The sequence below is a fragment of the Streptomyces sp. NPDC051364 genome, from assembly GCF_040682115.1.
Lineage (GTDB): Bacteria > Actinomycetota > Actinomycetes > Streptomycetales > Streptomycetaceae > Streptomyces.
In genome coordinates this window covers 60,859-78,250 of sequence record NZ_JBFBAH010000001.1, presented here as the reverse complement: position 1 = coordinate 78,250, position 17,392 = coordinate 60,859, and the positions used below count along the sequence as shown (strand labels likewise).

The window sequence follows — 17,392 nt, the reverse complement described above, 5'->3', positions numbered from 1 at the left end:
GGCGCGCTGGGAGCAGCGTAAGACCTGCAGGGCGTGTGCAGTCGACCTGTCCAGAGATCGAAACACTCCCGGAGTATGGGCGGCCGGTCCTGGAGGTCCGGCGGACGCCCGGCGGAGTATCGCCGGGCGGTCCGGGGGAGTACGAGAGCGTGAGCGAAACCCCCGACCCCAGGCTGCCCTCGGCGCGCTCGGCGCCGACCGTCCCGTACGCCTCCTACCTGCGCGTCTACGAGCCCCTGGCGGCCTTCGCGGAGCCGGAGCGCACGCACTGGGCCTCGTACGCCCGGCGCGGGGTGGTCCCGACCGCCCAGGACGAACTGCGCCGCTCCCTGTCCGACTTGGTCCGGGTCCCGGTGGTCGGGGTGCCGGCGCACGAGAGCGCGGACGCGTTCACGGCGGAGGTGGACGGGGTGCTGCTGGTCTGCCCGTGGCGGACCAGACTGCGCGGCTGGCTGGCGCTCCAGGAGCTGGCCGAGCAGTTCCCGCTCCCGGTGCTGGACGCGGCGCTCCCGCCGGTGGCGAGGCGGCGGGCCGCCGAGGAGTACGAGCGCTGGCGCGAGCGGAATCCGGATGCGCGCCCCTGGATCCGTACCGCGGTGTGGCAGGTGCCGGTGCGCTGGTTCGTGCTGGTGGCCGACGACGAGCGGGAGTACCTGCCGGGCGAGCTGATGCGCTACCGGACGCCGATGGTGCAGGCCCGGCGGCGGCTCGCGCGGGGACTGCGGACGCTGCGGGAGGCCGACGGGTACGGGGGGCTCGCGGACGGGCTGGTGGAGGTCGGCAGCTGGCTGGAGGAGTTCCACCCGCGCTCCATGGTCGAGCTGGACTACGGGGGCCTGGTGCACGCGCTGCCGGCGGACCGGCTGCGCGCCGACCGCTCGGCCCGGGACGTGGCGGTGGGCATCGCGGCGCTGCGGGCCGGGGACGAGGCCGGGGCCGCGGAGGCGTACGAGGAGCTGGCGGAGCGCTGGCGGGAGGTCCGGGAAAGACTGTTCGCGAACTGACCGGCGGCGGCCGTGGAGGGCGGCAGCGAGGGCTTCGCGTACCGTGCGTATCGGTCGATCAGCCACAAGTGGCTGATCAGAGGCTTGATCACCACATTCAGGTCTTAGTTCCAGGACCTACGTCCCGATACGGGCCATTGGCCCAAGCGTGACGGACCGCACTAACTACACCCTTGCGCCCTTCCCCTACCCTCGTGCCAAAATAGGACAAGGAGTCCGGGGAGGGTTCCTTCCGCCCAACTAAGGGCGGAATGCTCGGCATTGCACTCTGGGGGTCCTGACGACTCCTGATCGCCCTGTGACTGATCGTCACAGTGGGGTGACTGTCCGTTATGGGATGGTCCATCGGCTTCCGCCGCTGATGAACACCTCGGAGGGCAATTCCATCGGTTTGGCCATCGAGGCTGGACGGATGGTGTAGTTGTAGTGCCGAGGACAAGCCGTTCGTCCTATAACCGACTCGGCCCGCGTATGTCCATTTCGGGCAACGCGGGCCAAGGTGCAGAATTTAGAGGAAAGAACCGAGATGGTTCGGTTCTCCCGAGGAGGCCGCTCATGACCGCTCGCACCCCTGATGCCGAGCCGCTGCTGACCCCGGCTGAGGTTGCCACGATGTTCCGCGTGGACCCGAAGACGGTCACCCGCTGGGCCAAGGCTGGCAAGCTCACGTCCATCCGCACCCTGGGTGGACACCGCCGATACCGCGAGGCCGAGGTTCGCGCACTGCTCGCGGGAATTCCGCAGCAGCGCAGCGAGGCCTGAGGTCGCGCAAGCACCCCGTTTTACCGGGCTTGAATCGGGTCCCCCAATCCGATGAAACCCACATAGCTTCAAACGCTCGGACCTGCCCCAACAGGTTCCCGGCGTTCGATCGCGCTGGACTCCGCCGGGTCCAGCGCGATCTTTTTTTATGCCCGGGGACGGGGGAATCGGGCTGGTGCAGGGCGCCGGCGGGGTGGGTGCCATTGCACATATTAAATCGAGCACGCGTATGGGTGCGATAAATGTGCGAGTCTCAAAAACTCATGTGGTGACTCCCGTCACAGGTTGTCACTCTTGTACAACCCGCAATGCACCCGTAAGGGGACGTGCGTCGCAGAGCGCCTCATGCGGATGGGGGATTTTCGCGGTGGATTCCCCGACGGGTCCGGGGTGAACCCCCAGGACTCTCCGACGGGCCCCTGGACGGCCGCTGAGGGCTCTCAAGGGAGCACGGAGGGGCGGCGGGTGGGTCGATGTGGGGCGCAGAGTGAGGACAACGCATCAGGGCCCGTATCCCTGGGGATACGGGCCCTGATGTTGTTGCGAACCTGACGGGACTTGAACCCGCGACCTCCACCTTGACAGGGTGGCGAGCTAACCAACTGCTCCACAGGTCCTTGATTTGCGGCCGCTAGGCGGCTGCGAATCAGACTGTACCCCAGCTCAGGGGGTGCAGTCGAACCGGATCAGCGGGCAGGGCCCGGGGCCGCCGCGTCCACCGCCTTCACGATCCGCTTGTCGGAGACCGGGTACGCCGTCCCGAGCGCGTGCGCGAAGTAGCTGACCCGGAGTTCCTCGATCATCCAGCGGATGTCGGTGACCGCGGAGGGCACCGGCCGGCCCTTCGGCAGCTGCTCCAGCAGCCACGCGTACTCGTCCTGCATTTCGTGGACCTTCTCCATGCGCGTGGTGTCGCGCTGGGCGCCCGTCGGCATCTGCTGGAGCCGCCGGTCGACGGCCACCAGGTAGCGCATCAGGTCCGCAAGCCGCCGCAGGCCCGTGAGCGTCACGAAGCCCGCCGGCACGAGGGCCGCCAGCTGCCTCTTCACGTCCTGCACGTTCGCCACCAGGGCGAGGCTGTTCACGGCCTTCAGACGGCGCTCACAGGCCTGCCAGGCGGCCAGCACCTGCTGCACCTGGCCCACCGTCCGCACGGTCGTGTCCACCAGGTCGGCGCGTACGGCCTCGTAGAGCGTGCGGAAGCCCGCCTCGTCCCAGGCCGGGCCGCCGTGGTCGGCGATCAGCTTGTCGGTCGCCGCGGTCGCGCAGTCGTCGAACAGCGCCTGGATGGAGCCGTGCGGATTGCGGGACAGGGCCAGCTTCTGCTGGTTGGTCAGGTGGTCCGAGGCGAACTTCGCCGGGTTCACCGGGATGTTCAGCAGGATGAGCCGCCGGGTGCCCAGCCACATCGCCTGCTGCTGCTCGGCCTCCGTGTCGAAGAGCCGTACGGACACGCTCGTGCCCTCGTCCACCAGCGCCGGGTACGCCTTCACCGGCTGGCCCGCCCGCCGGGTCTCGAAGACCTTGGTCAGCGTGCCGATCGTCCAGTCGGTCAGACCGGTGCGCTCGAGCGACTCCCCGCCCGCCCGCTCGGCGGTGGCCGCGGCGGCCTTGGAGAGGGCCTGGCGGGCCTTCGGCTTCAGCTTCAGCCGCAGGGCCTCCAGGTCCTTGTCCTCGGCGAGGTTCTTGCGGCGCTCGTCGATGATCCGGAAGGTGATCTTCAGGTGGTCCGGGATCCGGGAGAGGTCGAAGTCCTCGGCGGAGACCGGGACCCCGACCATCCGCTGGAGCTCGCGCGCCAGGGTGACCGGCAGCGGCTCCTGCAGAGGCACGGCCGTGTCCAGGAAGCGGGTCGCGAAGTTCGGCGCAGGCACGTAGTGCCGGCGGATCGGCTTCGGGAGGGACCGGATCAGCTCGGTGACGACCTCGGCCCGCAGGCCCGGGATCTGCCAGTCGAAGCCCTCGTCGGTGACCTGGTTCAGCACCTGGAGCGGGATGTGGACGGTGACGCCGTCCGCGTCCGCGCCGGGCTCGAACTGGTAGGTCACCCGGAACGTGAGCTGCCCCTGTCGCCAGGAGTCCGGGTAGTCGGCCTTGGTGACCCCGGCCGCCTTCTCCGTGAGCAGCATCTCGCGTTCGAAGTCGAGGAGTTCGGGCTCCTCGCGCCGCTTGTGCTTCCACCAGGAGTCGAAGTGCGCCCCGGAGACCACGTGCTCGGGGATCCGCTGGTCGTAGAAGTCGAAGAGGGTCTCGTCGTCGACCACGATGTCGCGGCGCCGCGCCCGGTTCTCGAGCTCCTCGACCTCGGTGAGGAGCTTGCGGTTGTCGGCGTAGAACTTGTGGTGGGTCCGCCAGTCGCCCTCGACCAGCGCGTTGCGGATGAACAGCTCGCGCGAGACCTCGGCGTCGATCCGGCCGTAGTTGATCTTCCGCTGGGCAACGATCGGTACGCCGTACAGCGTGACCTTCTCGTACGCCATGACGGCCGCCTGGTCCTTCTCCCAGTGCGGCTCGCTGTAGGTGCGCTTGATCAGGTGCTGGGCCAGCGGCTCGACCCACTCGGGCTCCACCTTGGCGTTGACCCGGGCCCACAGCCGCGAGGTCTCCACCAGCTCGGCGGACATGAGGAACTTCGGCTGTTTCTTGAACAGCGCCGAGCCCGGGAAGATCGCGAACTTGGCGGAGCGGGCGCCCAGGTACTCGTTCTTGTCGGTGTCCTTGAGGCCGATGTGCGAGAGCAGGCCGGCCAGCAGCGAGATGTGCACGCTCGTCTCGGGGGCGTCGGCCTCGTTGACGTGGATGCCCATGCCCTTGGCGACCGTACGCAGCTGCGAGTAGATGTCCTGCCACTCGCGGATCCGCAGGAAGTTCAGGTACTCCTGCTTGCACATCCGGCGGAACGAGGACGAGCCGCGCTCCTTCTGCTGCTCGCGGACGTAGCGCCACATGTTCAGGAACGAGAGGAAGTCGCTCGTCTCGTCCTTGAAGCGGGCGTGGTTCTGGTCGGCCTGCGTCTGCTTGTCCGAGGGCCGCTCGCGCGGGTCCTGGATGGACAGGGCCGCCGCGATGACCATGACCTCGCGGACGCAGTTGTTCTTGTCGGCCTCGACGACCATGCGGGCCAGGCGCGGGTCCACGGGCAGCTGGGAGAGCTGCCGGCCCATCTGCGTGAGCCGCCTCGACGGATCCTTCTCGGACGGGTCCAGGGCCCCGAGCTCCTGGAGCAGCTGGACGCCGTCGCGGATGTTGCGGTGGTCCGGCGGGTCGATGAACGGGAACTTCTCGATCTCACCGAGGCCGGCCGCGGTCATCTGGAGGATGACGGAGGCCAGGTTCGTGCGCAGGATCTCGGCGTCCGTGAACTCGGGACGGGCGTCGAAGTCGGTCTCGGAGTAGAGCCGGATGCAGATGCCGTCGCTGGTACGGCCGCAGCGGCCCTTGCGCTGGTTGGCGCTGGCCTGGGAGATCCGCTCGATGGGCAGGCGCTGGACCTTGGTGCGGTGGCTGTAGCGGGAGATCCGGGCGTTGCCCGGGTCGATCACGTACTTGATGCCGGGGACGGTGAGGGAGGTCTCGGCGACGTTGGTGGCGAGAACGATCCTTCGGCCCGTGTGCTGCTGGAAGACGCGGTGCTGCTCGGCGTGCGAGAGGCGCGCGTAGAGAGGGAGGACCTCGGTGAAGCGTAGATTCCGCTTGTTCAGCGCGTCCGCCGTGTCGCGGATCTCCCGCTCGCCGGACAGGAAGACCAGGATGTCGCCCGGCCCCTCGGACTGGAGCTCGTCGACGGCCTCGCAGATCGCGGTGATCTGGTCGCGGTCGCTCTCCTCGCTGTCGTCCTCGAGGAGCGGGCGGTAGCGCACCTCGACCGGGTACGTACGGCCGCTGACCTCGACGATCGGGGCCTTGCCGAAGTGGCGGGAGAAGCGCTCCGGGTCGATGGTCGCCGAGGTGATCACGACCTTGAGGTCGGGGCGCTTCGGCAGCAGCCGGGAGAGGTAGCCCAGCAGGAAGTCGATGTTGAGGGACCGCTCGTGGGCCTCGTCGATGATGATCGTGTCGTACGCGCGCAGCTCGCGGTCCGTCTGGATCTCGGCGAGCAGGATGCCGTCGGTCATCAGCTTCACGAAGGTCGCGTCCTGGTCCACCTGGTCGGTGAACCGGACCTTCCAGCCGACGGTCTGGCCGATCTCGGACTTCAGCTCCTCGGCGATGCGCTCCGCGACGGTGCGGGCGGCGATCCGGCGGGGCTGGGTGTGCCCGATCATGCCCCGGACGCCGCGGCCCAGCTCCATGCAGATCTTGGGGATCTGCGTGGTCTTGCCGGAACCGGTCTCACCGGCGACGATCACGACCTGGTGGTCGCGTATCGCCTCGGCGATCTCGTCCTTCTTCTGGCTGACGGGCAGGTTCTCGGGATACGTGACCTCCGGCATCCGCGAGGCACGGCCGGCCAGTCGCGCGGCGGCCTTCTCGGCCTCCGCGGCGATCTCGTCGAGCACGGCCTGCTTGGCCTCGGGCTTGCGGATGCGGCGGGCGCCTTCAAGGCGGCGGCCGAGGCGGTGCGCGTCACGGAGGGAGATCTCACCGAGAAGCGTCTGCAGGGCGGCGAAGGAAGTAGACATACCTGATCGAGGATCTCACCCGCAGGTGCCGGGTGGCGAACGCATTTGTGCCCCCTCCCCGTACCATTTCGGGACGAGATTGCCTGAACCGACCCGCCGACCGAGTGAGAGGCCCGCCATGTCCCGCGTCCGTGGAGTGTGGTGGCTGCTCGGCGCCGTTCTCGCGGTCCTGGTGGGGTGCGCGGTGCCCGCGCCGGCGACTCCGCTTTCGGGTCCGGTTTCGGCTCCGGTTTCCGGTGCGGTCCGGGGGCCGGTTTCCGTTTCGGCTGCTCCGGTTGCTTCGGCGGTCCCTGGCGTTGCCCGTGCCGTGGCGGACACCGGCCGGGGGCCCTCCTGCGATCCCGGGATCCGGGACCGGGGCGGGGCTCCGGGCGTGGCGCCGCGCGGAGCCGGAGAGCACGCGCATGCACCGGTGGGGCGGCCCGCGGTGGAGCAGGTCTGGGGGGCCCGGACGCTGCCCGTACGGCTGCTCGTACGCGGGCCCGACCGGCCGGCGCCGGGTCCGGTGGAGCTGTCCGTGATGCGGGTGTAGAGGACCGGCCCCGCCCGCCGGTCCGATCCACCATCCGCTGCTCTGGAGCACCCGTATGTCCCCTTCTCCTTCCTCTTCCTCCTCCGCTTCCGCGCGCAAGCCGCTGCTGATCTCCGCCGGGGTCGCGCTCGCCGCCGTCACCCTCGGGCTCGTGTCCTGGCAGGCGACCGCGCCCGAGGACGCCCCGGCCCGGACCTCCTCCTCGGCGTCCGCGCCCCGGGGCTCCGACGTCCACGCCGAGCTGGCGAAGCTCGCCCGGCGCGAGTCCGGCGACAAGCTCGCCGCCGGGCGGGCCGACGCCCCCGTCGTGCTGATCGAGTACTCCGACTTCAAGTGCGGCTACTGCGGCAAGTTCGCCCGCGACACCGAACCCGAACTGGTGAAGAAGTACGTCGAGGACGGCACCCTGCGCATCGAGTGGCGCAACTTCCCGATCTTCGGCGCCGACTCCGAGGCCGCCGCCAAGGCCGCCTGGGCCGCCGGGCAGCAGGACCGGTTCGCGCAGTTCCATGCGGCCGCGTACGCCGACGGCGCCAAGGAGAAGGGCTTCGGCCAGGCGCGGCTGCTGGAGCTGGCCCGCGAGGCCGGGGTCCCGGACCTGGAGCGCTTCCGGCGCGACATGGCCGGCGAGGCCGCCGCAGCCGCCCTGCAGAAGGACCAGGAGGAGGGCTACCGCATCGGGGTCAGCTCGACCCCGTCCTTCCTGGTCAACGGGCAGCCGATCGCGGGCGCCCAGCCGCTCGACGCCTTCGCCGCGGCGATCGCCAAGGCCAAGGCGCAGGCCAAGGCCGAGGGCACCGGTCAGGTCGACGGCCGGGCCGCGCAGTGACCGGCGTCGGCGACATCGGGTACCTGGCCGCGCTGCTGGGCGGGCTGCTCGCGCTGCTCAGCCCGTGCAGCGCGCTGCTGCTGCCCGCGTTCTTCGCGTACTCGATCGACTCCGCCTCGCGGCTGCTGGCGCGTACCGGGATCTTCTACGCGGGCCTCGCGAGCACCCTCGTACCGCTGGGCGCGGCCGGCTCGTACGCCGGGCGGTTCTTCCACAGCAACCGCGACGGGCTGGTCCTGGCCGGCGGCTGGCTGATCATCGCGCTCGGGCTCGCGCAGATCCTGGGCCTGGGCTTCGCCTCGAAGCGGATCTCGGAGCTGTCCGGGCGGATCCGGCCGACCACCGCCCTGTCGGTGTACGCGCTGGGCGCGGTCTACGGGCTGGCCGGGTTCTGCGCCGGCCCGATCCTGGGCAGCGTCCTGACGGTGGCCGCGGTCAGCGGCAGCCCGGTCTACGGCGGCCTGCTGCTGGCGGTGTACGCGCTGGGGATGGCCGTACCGCTGTTCCTGCTGGCGCTGCTCTGGGAGCGCTTCGACCTGGGCCGGCGGCGCTGGCTGCGCGGGCGGGCCGTCCGGGTGGGCCGCTTCGAGCTGCACACCACCTCGCTGCTGTCCGGGCTGTTCTTCATCGCCCTCGGCGCGCTGTTCCTCGCGTACGACGGGGCGAGCGCGCTGCCGGGGCTGCTCGACGTGGACGACTCGTACGCGGTGGAGCAGCGGGTCCGCCTCCTTGCGGACGCGGTCCCGGACTGGGCGCTGCTCGGGCTGGTGGCGGCGGGCGCGGCGGCGGTCGGCGTAACGCAGTGGCGTCGTCGTACCGGTCCCGAGAGCGGGACGGAGTAACGCAGAAGGCCCCGTCCGATGGACGGGGCCTTCCTGTGGTGGCTGGGGCCGGGGTCGAACCGGCGACCTATCGCTTTTCAGGCGATCGCTCGTACCAACTGAGCTACCCAGCCACGAGACCGTTTCCGGCCTCAGCGATCCTGACGGGACTTGAACCCGCGACCTCCACCTTGACAGGGTGGCGAGCTAACCAACTGCTCCACAGGACCTTGCAGTGTGCGAGACCAAGTCTTGCACACGGTAATGCGTACCCCCAACGGGATTCGAACCCGTGCTACCGCCTTGAAAGGGCGGCGTCCTGGGCCACTAGACGATGAGGGCTAAAGGCCCGCCTGGGCGCTTTGCAGCGCGTCGGGGACGTGAGAAGCATATGGGATCCGGGGAGCTATCGCCAAAACGGTTTCTCCCCCGCAAGCCGGAGGTGCTCCCACCGGAGGACAATGGCCCGGTGCTGGAGATGACGCGCGAGGAGTTCGAAGAGCTCGTCGCAGAGGCCCTGGACCGCATCCCGCCGGAGCTGACGCGGCTGATGGACAACGTGGCGGTGTTCGTCGAGGACGAACCGCCGGCGGATGATCCCGAGCTGCTCGGGCTGTACGAGGGGACCCCGCTGACGGACCGCGGCGAGTGGTACGCCGGGGTGCTGCCGGACCGGATCACGATCTACCGGAACCCCACGTTGCGGATGTGTGAGGACCGGGAGAGCGTGATCGCGGAGACGGAGGTCACCGTGGTGCACGAGATCGCCCATCACTTCGGGATCGACGACGAGCGGCTGCACGCGCTGGGCTACGGGTGACCGGCCCGCAGCCGGGCGGGGTCGGCCCCGCCGAGGCGATCGATCCGGACGTCGACCTCCATGTGCCGGGGCAGCGTGCCGAACGGCCAGGCCCGGTGCTCGCCGCGATCGCCGCGGGCGGCGCGCTCGGGTCCTCGGCGCGGTACGGGGCGGCGCTGCTGTGGCCGGCCGGGCCGGGGGGCTTCCCGTGGGCGACGTTCTGGACCAACGTGCTCGGCTGCGCGCTGATCGGGGTGCTGATGGTGCTGATCAGCGAGGGCGGCCGGTCGGCGCCGCATCCGCTGGTCCGGCCGTTCGTCGGGGTGGGGGTGCTCGGTGGGTTCACCACCTTCTCCACGTACGCGGTGGACTTCTCGCGGCTGCTGGAGGAGGGGGAGCCCGGGACTGCGCTGGCGTACGCCGGGCTCACGGTGGTCGCGGCGCTGGGCGCGGTGTGGGCGGCGGCCTCGGCGACCCGTTTTGCGGCCCGTCTCGCGGCCCGCCTCGCGCTGCGGGGGCGGGCGTGAACTGGCTGCTGGTGGTGGCGGGTGCGGTCGTCGGGGCGCCGCTGCGCTATCTGACGGACCGTGCGGTGCAGGCGCGGCACGACTCGGTGTTCCCGTGGGGGACGTTCGTGGTGAACGCGGGCGCCTGCCTGGTGCTCGGGCTGCTGACGGGGGCGGTGCTGGCCGGTGCGGCCTCGGCGCGGCTCAACCTGCTGCTGGGGACCGGGCTGTGCGGGGCGCTGAGCACGTACTCGACGTTTTCGTACGAGACGCTGCGGCTGTACGAGCGCGGCTGGCGGTTCCTGGCCGCGGCGAACGTGGCGGCCTCGGTGCTGGCGGGGCTGGGCGCGGTGACGCTGGGGTCGCAGGTGGCACGGCAGTTGTTCGCCTGAGCCGGCCGGTCCTCACCGCGTCGGATGTGCCGGATGTGCCGGACGTGCCGGACGTGCCGGTGTGCGCCCGGCGGGGCGGCGGAATTGCGGACAGGCGGTGTCCCCAGGGGCGTGTCTCTTACGGGGCAAAGGGAGTTGGGCACATTGACCCGCTCACCGCGGACCCTGACCGCCCTCCCCCGGCCACTGCCGGGGGGACCCCCAGGAGGTGCCCCGTGCGCCAGTTGTCCGCTTCCCTCCGACTGGCCGTCTCCGCGCTCGCGGTCGCGGCCACGGCGGGCTGCATGAGTGTCGGCGAGGACGGCGCGAAGCCCGGGCCCTCTTCGTCGGCGGACCGCAAGGCGGCCGCCGAGGCGGCCGGAGGTTCCGTTTCCGGCAAGGGGTCGGGGGTCCACGGCAACGGCCGCGGCTCGAAGTCCGGCGCGGCGGGCGAGCAGGGCAAGCCGGCCGAGGACGGCAAGGCGTCCGGTGCCACCGGGGCCTCCCCCAGCCCGGGCGCGCCCGCCGGCCGGCCCGGAGCCCCCTCGCCGTCGGCCGGTCCGGGCGGCGGCGCAGGCGGTCAGGGTCCGCAGCAGCCGACCTCGGGCGGATCCGGAAGTGGTGGCTCCGGTGGGACGCACGTCACACCTCCCGTCCAGCCTCCGAGCCCGGAGCCGCCCGTGACTTCGCCCACTCCGCCCGCCCCGACGCCACCCGCGCCGGAGCCCAGCGCCTCGCCCTCCGCGTAGCCGCGGGGCGGACCCGGGAGGGGTCGCGGGCCTACGCCGGGCCCCTGGATCGGCGGGATCGTCGCAGGTCAGGGCGGGTCGGGCCGGAGCGACTTGCCAGACCCGGGGGAGGGTGCGTATGGTTATAGATCGTTTGATCCCATTGCCCGGCGCCGAATCCGAAGAGCGCCGTGTGGCGCGTACTCTCCCTAGCCGTGGCTGACCGCATTGAGGCGGTCGATTTGCGATTCACGGAGTTTGGGCGCGTGCCGAGACTCCGGAAGGTTTCGCATTTCGCATGTCCATTTCCAGTTCTGACCGTGCCGTCATGCCCGAGAACGACTCGAACGAGATCGTCGACGCCGTCGAGGCCCTTGTGGTCACCGAGGCGATCGAGGCCGCTGAGGCGGACGAGATCATCGAGGCTCTTGAGGCCGACGTGACGACCGACCAGTCCATCGACGCCGAGGCGGACGACGCCGACGCCGAGCCCACCATCACCTTCGGCGACCTCGGTCTGCCCGAGGGCATCGTGCGCAAGCTCGCGCAGAACGGTGTCACCGCCCCCTTCCCGATCCAGGCCGCGACCATCCCGGACGCCCTGGCCGGCAAGGACATCCTCGGCCGCGGCCGCACCGGCTCCGGCAAGACCCTCTCCTTCGGTCTGCCGACCCTGGCCTCGCTGGCCGGCGGTCACACCGAGAAGAAGAAGCCCCGCGCCATCATCCTCACGCCGACGCGTGAGCTCGCGATGCAGGTCGCGGACGCCCTCCAGCCCTACGGCGACGTGCTCGGCCTGAAGATGAAGGTCGTCTGCGGCGGTACCTCGATGAGCAACCAGATCTACGCCCTCGAGCGTGGCGTCGACGTCCTCGTCGCCACCCCGGGCCGTCTGCGCGACATCATCAACCGTGGCGCCTGCTCCCTCGAGAACGTCAAGATCGCCGTCCTCGACGAGGCCGACCAGATGGCCGACCTGGGCTTCCTGCCCGAGGTCACCGAGCTGCTCGACCAGATCCCCGGCGGCGGCCAGCGCATGCTCTTCTCCGCCACCATGGAGAACGAGATCGGCACCCTGGTCAAGCGCTACCTGTCCAACCCCGTCACGCACGAGGTCGACAGCGCGCAGGGCAACGTCACGACCATGACGCACCACGTCCTCGTCGTGAAGCCGAAGGACAAGGCGCCGGTCACGGCCGCCATCGCCGCCCGCAAGGGCCGCACCATCATCTTCGTCCGCACCCAGCTGGGCGCCGACCGCATCGCCGAGCAGCTCGTCGAGGCCGGCGTGAAGGCCGACGCGCTGCACGGCGGCATGACGCAGGGTGCCCGTACCCGCGTCCTCGCGGACTTCAAGGACGGCTACGTCAACGCGCTCGTCGCGACCGACGTCGCCGCCCGCGGCATCCACGTCGACGGCATCGACCTGGTCCTGAACGTGGACCCGGCCGGCGACCACAAGGACTACCTGCACCGCTCGGGCCGTACGGCCCGAGCCGGCAAGTCGGGCGTCGTGGTCTCCCTGGCCCTGCCGCACCAGCGCCGCCAGATCTTCCGCCTGATGGAGGACGCGGGCGTCGACGCCTCGCGCCACATCGTCCAGGGCGCCGGCGCCTTCGACCCGGAGGTCGCCGAGATCACCGGTGCGCGTTCGCTGACCGAGGTCCAGGCCGACTCCGCGAACAACGCCGCCAAGCAGGCCGAGCGCGAGGTCGCCGACCTCACCAAGCAGCTCGAGCGCCTGACCCGCCGTGCCGGCGAGCTGCGCGAGGAGGCCGACCGCCTGGTCGCCCGCTCCGCGCGTGAGCGCGGCGAGGACCCGGAGGCCGCTGTCGCCGAGGTGGCCGAGGCCGCCGAGGCCGAGGTTGCGGCAGCCGTCGCGGCCACGCCGGCCGCCGAAGAGCGCCCTGCCTTCCAGGCCCGTGACGACCGCGGCAACTACGAGCGTCGCGACAACCGCCGCGACGACCGCGGTGGCGACCGCGGTGGTGACCGTGGCGGCTTCCGCGGCGGCGATCGCCCGTCCGGTGGCTTCCGCTCCGGTGGCGACCGTCGTGACGACAACCGTGGTGGCGGCTTCCGTCGCGACGACCGTCCGTCGGGTGGCTTCAACCGTGACGACCGCGGTGGCGACCGTGGCGGCTTCCGCGGCGGCGACCGCCCGTCCGGTGGCTTCCGCTCCGGTGGCGACCGTCGTGACGACAACCGTGGTGGCGGCTTCCGTCGCGACGACCGTCCGTCGGGCGGCTTCAACCGCGACGACCGCGGTGGCGACCGTGGCGGCTTCCGCCGTGACGACCGTCCCTCCGGTGGCTTCCGCTCCGGCGGCATCGACCGCCCGTCCGGCGGCTTCCGCCGCGACGACCGTCCGTCGGGCGGCTTCAACCGTGACGACCGTCCGTCGGGCAGCTTCAACCGTGACGACCGCGGTGGCGACCGTGGCGGCTTCCGCCGCGACGACCGCCCGTCCGGTGGCTTCCGCTCCGGTGGCGGCGACCGCCCGTCCGGCGGCTTCCGCCGCGACGACCACCGCCCCTCCGGCTCCGGTTCCGGCTCCGGCTCGACCGGCTCCTTCGGCGGCCGCCGCGACGACAAGCCCCGCTGGAAGCGCAACGGCTGACACCGGCCACCGGCTCTGAGCTGACGGCCTGACAGGGCCCCCACGACACCGTCGTGGGGGCCCTGTTCTGCGTTTTGTGAGCCGCGCCGGGCCCGGTCAGCCGATACTCGATCGGCTGACCGTTGGTCTGCGGCTATGCTCTGGGGTGAGCACGTGAGGGCCATTAGCTCAATTGGCAGAGCAGCGGACTTTTAATCCGTTGGTTGTCGGTTCGAGTCCGACATGGCCTACCGCTCCGAGGCCAGGGGGAACACCCTCTGACCTGCCACTGAGCGCCCCTCTGGTTTCGGCCGGGCGGGGCGCTCAGTCGTTTCGCCCCTCGCGCGACCACAGCCGTACAGCAGCTGCCTGCAGTCTCGGGGCGCCGCGACGAACATGGGGGAGCCGACCTGCGTCACCGTCACGTCGTGAACTCGCCCACCCAGGACCGCTTGATCAGGTGCTTGGGCAGGTAGTCGGACTCGACCCGTAGCGCCATGTCCGCGTCGTACGCCATGCACGCGATGGCGAGGGGGGCCAGGGCGACGAGGCCTTCACCGCTCAGCGAGCGGGCCTCGTCGGCCGTCCAGTACTCCTTGTGCCAGGACAGCGCCTGCGCCAGGGAATCGGTGAAGGCCTGCTCCTCGCGGCGCAGGTAGAGCTGGAACAGCTCCAGCGGCGGATAGAGGACCTTCAGCATCAACTCGGAGCTGGCGATCCGGGCCTGCTCGGGGGCGGTGCCCTGGACTGCGGTCACGAGGGTGTCCCACGTCTCGGGGCGGCCGGACCAGAAGTTCTGGAGCGTCTCGATCCAGGCGTAGACGTACTCGTCGAACTCCGCCCCGGAGGCCCGCAGGAACTCCACCGGGATCTGTGCCAGCTGTTTCAGCCGGTCGTTCTCGCGGCAGATTACCGCCAAGTAGAAGGCAGTGAGCCAGTTCCCTGCATGCAGGTAGTCCTGCGGGCCGGTGGCGGGGAGCCGGCGCACTTCGTCCAGGGTCCCGACCCGCAGCGGGACCGGGCCCTCCTGCGCGGTGCCTGCGGCGAAGAGGGCCGAGCCCACCTGCATGGCCAGGACCCAGGACTCCCATGTTTCGAGCTCGCCCGAGGCGGGGTCCTGCACGCAACGCCACTTCGCGACGGCCAGCGTGAGCATCAGTGCGTCGTAGCGGTCGAACGCCGATTCCTCGAGGCCTGCCAGTGCATCCTCGGCGCTCGCGACGATCGGAGCCATGGCTTCGGCCGCATTGTCGGTACGGAATGCGTGACGGGGGACAGGGATGGTCATGTGTGCCTTACGTGGGGAACTCGCCGGCCGGGTTGCGAGTATCGAAGACGGACGGAGGGACGGACGGAGGGACGGACGGAGGGTCGGTCGGGGAGGTGTCGGCGGGGCGACCGCCTCGCCAGGCGAAGCCCAGCAGATGGCCGGACTCGACCCCGATCGGAATGCCGTTCGCCCTCGCCAGGCATGCCATCGCCAACGGAGCGTGGATGCGATGCGGCTGAGCGGGACTTGTGCGAATGCAGGAATGAGACTCAGCGGGTCACGGCTGTAGATCTCAGGCGCCACCCCGAGCATGTCCGCCACCTCAACGATGTTCCGGCGCCCCTCCTCGATCCATCCCTGGAGATCCGGCTCGCTTGCCTTGGTCACACCTGAAATCGGCGGATATCCCGTAAACCGCTTCTCGAGCCGCATGGGCGGGCGCACTACAGGCCAGGTGCGGCGTGCGGCCAGGGCCGTCGCGATGAAGTCCGCAGCCTCCATCTCATCCAGCCAGACCAGGCCGAAATCCGCGGCCTTCTCCGCGGCTGCGGGAAGAGCGCCCGTCGGAACCCAGTGCAGGCTGTCCCGGCTGAACGCCTCGTTGCTCTGGTCACCGCGTACGACGCGCTGCCGCAGTAGCGGGCCCCGCCGGTCGGCAGCCATGTAATACGTGATGCGCCCCGCCGCGTCCAACGCGTCGAGCATCGCGCCCTCGAGGGAGCTCAGGTGCGGGGTGCCCAGGTGGCCCTGGAGAGTTCCGGGGCGTAGCAGCACACCGGTCAGGTCGAGGAAACCGGCGTTGTCAGAGAGGAATTCGCCGCCCCGCTCGTAGAACAGGACGAGGGGCTCGTAGAGGTCGGGCAGGTCCCCGCCGGCCAACGGATCCTGCGCACTGAGCCCAGCCATGCGGACCGCGCCCGCACAGGTGCGCTTGATGGAGTCGCCTCCGGTCGCCTGACCCAGGAATTCCTGGAGCTCCGTTGCGATTTCCGGGGGAAGCGTGAATTTCGGGTCAACGTAGTCGGTAACGTCAAAGAAGGGCCACGCGCTCTCGGCCGAGTACGCCTGCGCCCACATGCCCGCCCGCCGGAGATACTCACGCATCAACACACGACGAGATATGACGTGGGCGACGGCGTCGTCCCAGTCACCCGTCCATTCCACCGCGCGCAGGCGCTCCAGCATGGCGGATGATGCCCGGTCGGTCACTTTGCAATTCCCTTCGATCGCAACTCCTGCAGGAGGGCTGCCGTCACCTCGTCGATGTTGGACAGGCTTCGCCCGCCGCGTCCGCGTTGGCCTGGGCGGCTTGGAGCATCCGTTCGAACGTGCCGTTCGCTGCCCAGCGGCGGAAGCGGGTCTGGAGGCTGGCCCAGGAGCCGTATCGCTCAGGCACGTCCCGCCAGGCGACCCCTGAGCGGAACTTCCATACGATCCCGTTGAGGACCATCCGGTCGTCCAGCCGGGGCCGCCCCAGCACGGGCCGAGGCAGCAACGGCTGGATGAGTTCCCACTCAGCATCGGACAGTTCATGGCGGCATATCACCACTCCATGATCCGCAATCCAAGATCACTTTGACGGCAGACCGCGGGACGTAGACCCTCAGACCCCGGCCGTGCAGAACACGCACGCCTGCCAGAACGGCAGCGCGTCCAGCACCCGGTGGCGTACGCAGGAGGCCATCGCGGCCTCCTGCGGCCCGGGCAGGACGCCCGTGCCGGCCCTCGCGGTCGCAGGGTCGAACTCCTCCACCATTGCTCGGTACGTGCCCAGGTACCCCTCGGCCCGTGGCGGCTCGTACGTCAGTTCCTCCCACCGGTGACGGGACAGCGCCAGATCGAGGACGCGCAGCAGGAAGTCCTTGGCCGTGGCTCGCTCCTGCGGCGTGTCCCCCCAGTCGAGCTCCGCCAGGCCGAAGCCGACCACCCCACGCCCCATCACGTTCTGGTCCTGGAGCGTCAGCAGGGCGGCGAAGCGGAAGTCCCACGGCTTGTGGGCCAGCGCGGACACGGCGAGCATCAGCACGTCCACGAACACCGCCGTGCCGCCGTTGGTCATCTCCAGGTACCGGCCGTCACCGCCGTCAAACACGTTCATGTCTCGAGAGTAAAGAGAGGGGGAGGCCACACCCTCCGCTTCGTTCTCTGACACAGACCCGACGGAACACTGCCGTCCGCCCCAACCACACTGCCCAGAGGCTGAGCGGACCGCGTGAGCCGTATGGATTCGGACCGTCCAGCATGAATTCGGGGCGTGTCACGGCCCGTTGCATGGCCTCCTCGACACGTGCAGCGTCTGCAGCGGTGCGGCCTTCACGTGCAGCATCGCCGAGAGCATCCGAGCTCGGGTTCCCCGGGTGCGAACCTGCCTCTGGGGCATGACCTCCCCCGGAGGGCCCGTCGCCGTGACTGGCACCCGAGGGACCATCGGTCCGACCCGCGGAGTCGGGTCCATCGCCGTGGCCGCCGCCTGTGGACGGGGTGTCCGGGTGGGTGCCGCCCGGGGGCGGGCCGTCGGGGTGGCCGCCTCGGGGGGCGTTGAGGTCGTT

At 70.4% G+C, this 17,392-nt stretch carries 14 protein-coding genes and 5 tRNA genes; 11 read left to right on the top strand and 8 right to left on the bottom strand.

The genetic code is table 11. From position 1 onward, the window contains the following. Nucleotides 1-149: 149 nt before the first annotated feature. Both AB0M76_RS00350 and bldC read left to right on the top strand, forming a co-directional pair. Nucleotides 150-1,004, top strand: coding sequence for a hypothetical protein (locus tag AB0M76_RS00350; protein ID WP_365950786.1), 855 nt, complete (start codon nt 150-152; stop codon nt 1,002-1,004). Nucleotides 1,005-1,559: 555 nt separating this feature from the next. Further along, the gene (gene bldC / locus AB0M76_RS00345; protein ID WP_003949541.1) at nt 1,560-1,766 is read left to right on the top strand and encodes a developmental transcriptional regulator BldC; all 207 of its coding nucleotides are present in this window, start codon (nt 1,560-1,562) and stop codon (nt 1,764-1,766) included. 543 nt (nt 1,767-2,309) lie between these two features. On the opposite strand, the gene AB0M76_RS00340 is transcribed toward bldC, so the two are convergent. Continuing rightward, a tRNA-Asp gene (locus AB0M76_RS00340) sits at nt 2,310-2,383 on the bottom strand. 69 nt (nt 2,384-2,452) lie between these two features. Next, complete coding sequence (hrpA, locus tag AB0M76_RS00335; RefSeq protein WP_365950784.1) at nt 2,453-6,388, bottom strand: ATP-dependent RNA helicase HrpA; 3,936 nt, start codon at nt 6,386-6,388, stop codon at nt 2,453-2,455. Between the two features lie 373 nt (nt 6,389-6,761). Between hrpA and AB0M76_RS00330 the strand changes: the two genes are divergently transcribed. The 3 genes from AB0M76_RS00330 to AB0M76_RS00320 are packed head-to-tail and all read left to right on the top strand — an operon-like array spanning nt 6,762 to nt 8,591. Further along, a complete protein-coding gene (locus AB0M76_RS00330) occupies nt 6,762-6,920 on the top strand; it encodes a hypothetical protein (protein ID WP_365950783.1) in 159 nt (52 codons plus the stop codon). 55 nt (nt 6,921-6,975) lie between these two features. Continuing rightward, nucleotides 6,976-7,749, top strand: a complete 774-nt coding sequence (locus tag AB0M76_RS00325; RefSeq protein WP_365950781.1) for a thioredoxin domain-containing protein — start codon at nt 6,976-6,978, stop codon at nt 7,747-7,749. Continuing rightward, entirely contained in the window at nt 7,746-8,591 is an 846-nt protein-coding gene (locus AB0M76_RS00320) for a cytochrome c biogenesis CcdA family protein (protein WP_365950779.1), read from the top strand. Before AB0M76_RS00325 ends, AB0M76_RS00320 begins: the two co-directional genes overlap by 4 nt. 36 nt (nt 8,592-8,627) lie before the next feature. On the opposite strand, the gene AB0M76_RS00315 is transcribed toward AB0M76_RS00320, so the two are convergent. From AB0M76_RS00315 to AB0M76_RS00305, 3 genes are all read right to left on the bottom strand, one after another. After that, nucleotides 8,628-8,704: transfer RNA gene (locus tag AB0M76_RS00315), tRNA-Phe, on the bottom strand. 22 nt (nt 8,705-8,726) lie between these two features. Beyond that, nucleotides 8,727-8,800: transfer RNA gene (locus AB0M76_RS00310), tRNA-Asp, on the bottom strand. Between the two features lie 39 nt (nt 8,801-8,839). After that, a tRNA-Glu gene (locus AB0M76_RS00305) sits at nt 8,840-8,912 on the bottom strand. A 127-nt stretch (nt 8,913-9,039) separates the two neighbouring features. Here AB0M76_RS00305 and AB0M76_RS00300 point away from each other — a divergent pair. From AB0M76_RS00300 to AB0M76_RS00275, 6 genes are all read left to right on the top strand, one after another. Further along, complete coding sequence (locus AB0M76_RS00300; protein ID WP_030160118.1) at nt 9,040-9,390, top strand: metallopeptidase family protein; 351 nt, start codon at nt 9,040-9,042, stop codon at nt 9,388-9,390. After that, nucleotides 9,387-9,896, top strand: a complete 510-nt coding sequence (locus tag AB0M76_RS00295; protein ID WP_365950778.1) for a CrcB family protein — start codon at nt 9,387-9,389, stop codon at nt 9,894-9,896. Before AB0M76_RS00300 ends, AB0M76_RS00295 begins: the two co-directional genes overlap by 4 nt. Then, complete coding sequence (locus AB0M76_RS00290; RefSeq protein WP_266665892.1) at nt 9,893-10,267, top strand: CrcB family protein; 375 nt, start codon at nt 9,893-9,895, stop codon at nt 10,265-10,267. The genes AB0M76_RS00295 and AB0M76_RS00290 overlap by 4 nt, the downstream gene beginning before the upstream one ends. Before the next feature lie 215 nt (nt 10,268-10,482). Continuing rightward, nucleotides 10,483-10,995, top strand: a complete 513-nt coding sequence (locus AB0M76_RS00285; protein WP_365950777.1) for a hypothetical protein — start codon at nt 10,483-10,485, stop codon at nt 10,993-10,995. A 277-nt stretch (nt 10,996-11,272) separates the two neighbouring features. Beyond that, complete coding sequence (locus AB0M76_RS00280) at nt 11,273-13,594, top strand: DEAD/DEAH box helicase (protein WP_365950776.1); 2,322 nt, start codon at nt 11,273-11,275, stop codon at nt 13,592-13,594. 157 nt (nt 13,595-13,751) lie between these two features. After that, a tRNA-Lys gene (locus AB0M76_RS00275) sits at nt 13,752-13,824 on the top strand. A 170-nt stretch (nt 13,825-13,994) separates the two neighbouring features. On the opposite strand, the gene AB0M76_RS00270 is transcribed toward AB0M76_RS00275, so the two are convergent. From AB0M76_RS00270 to AB0M76_RS00260, 3 genes are all read right to left on the bottom strand, one after another. Next, nucleotides 13,995-16,028: an immunity 49 family protein gene (locus AB0M76_RS00270; RefSeq protein WP_365950775.1), complete on the bottom strand. Its 2,034-nt coding sequence runs from the start codon at nt 16,026-16,028 to the stop codon at nt 13,995-13,997. 67 nt (nt 16,029-16,095) lie between these two features. Continuing rightward, nucleotides 16,096-16,389, bottom strand: coding sequence for a transposase (locus tag AB0M76_RS00265; RefSeq protein ID WP_365950774.1), 294 nt, complete (start codon nt 16,387-16,389; stop codon nt 16,096-16,098). Between the two features lie 57 nt (nt 16,390-16,446). Beyond that, entirely contained in the window at nt 16,447-16,941 is a 495-nt protein-coding gene (locus tag AB0M76_RS00260) for a hypothetical protein (RefSeq protein ID WP_365950773.1), read from the bottom strand. Between the last annotated feature and the right edge of the window lie 451 nt (nt 16,942-17,392).

Coding starts and splice junctions, on each gene's coding strand:
- AB0M76_RS00270 (WP_365950775.1), bottom strand. CDS start 16,028: ATGCTGGAGCGCCTGCGCGCGGTGGAATGGACGGGTGACTGGGACGAC.
- bldC (WP_003949541.1), top strand. CDS start 1,560: ATGACCGCTCGCACCCCTGATGCCGAGCCGCTGCTGACCCCGGCTGAG.
- hrpA (WP_365950784.1), bottom strand. CDS start 6,388: ATGTCTACTTCCTTCGCCGCCCTGCAGACGCTTCTCGGTGAGATCTCC.
- AB0M76_RS00325 (WP_365950781.1), top strand. CDS start 6,976: ATGTCCCCTTCTCCTTCCTCTTCCTCCTCCGCTTCCGCGCGCAAGCCG.
- AB0M76_RS00260 (WP_365950773.1), bottom strand. CDS start 16,941: ATGAACGTGTTTGACGGCGGTGACGGCCGGTACCTGGAGATGACCAAC.
- AB0M76_RS00280 (WP_365950776.1), top strand. CDS start 11,273: ATGTCCATTTCCAGTTCTGACCGTGCCGTCATGCCCGAGAACGACTCG.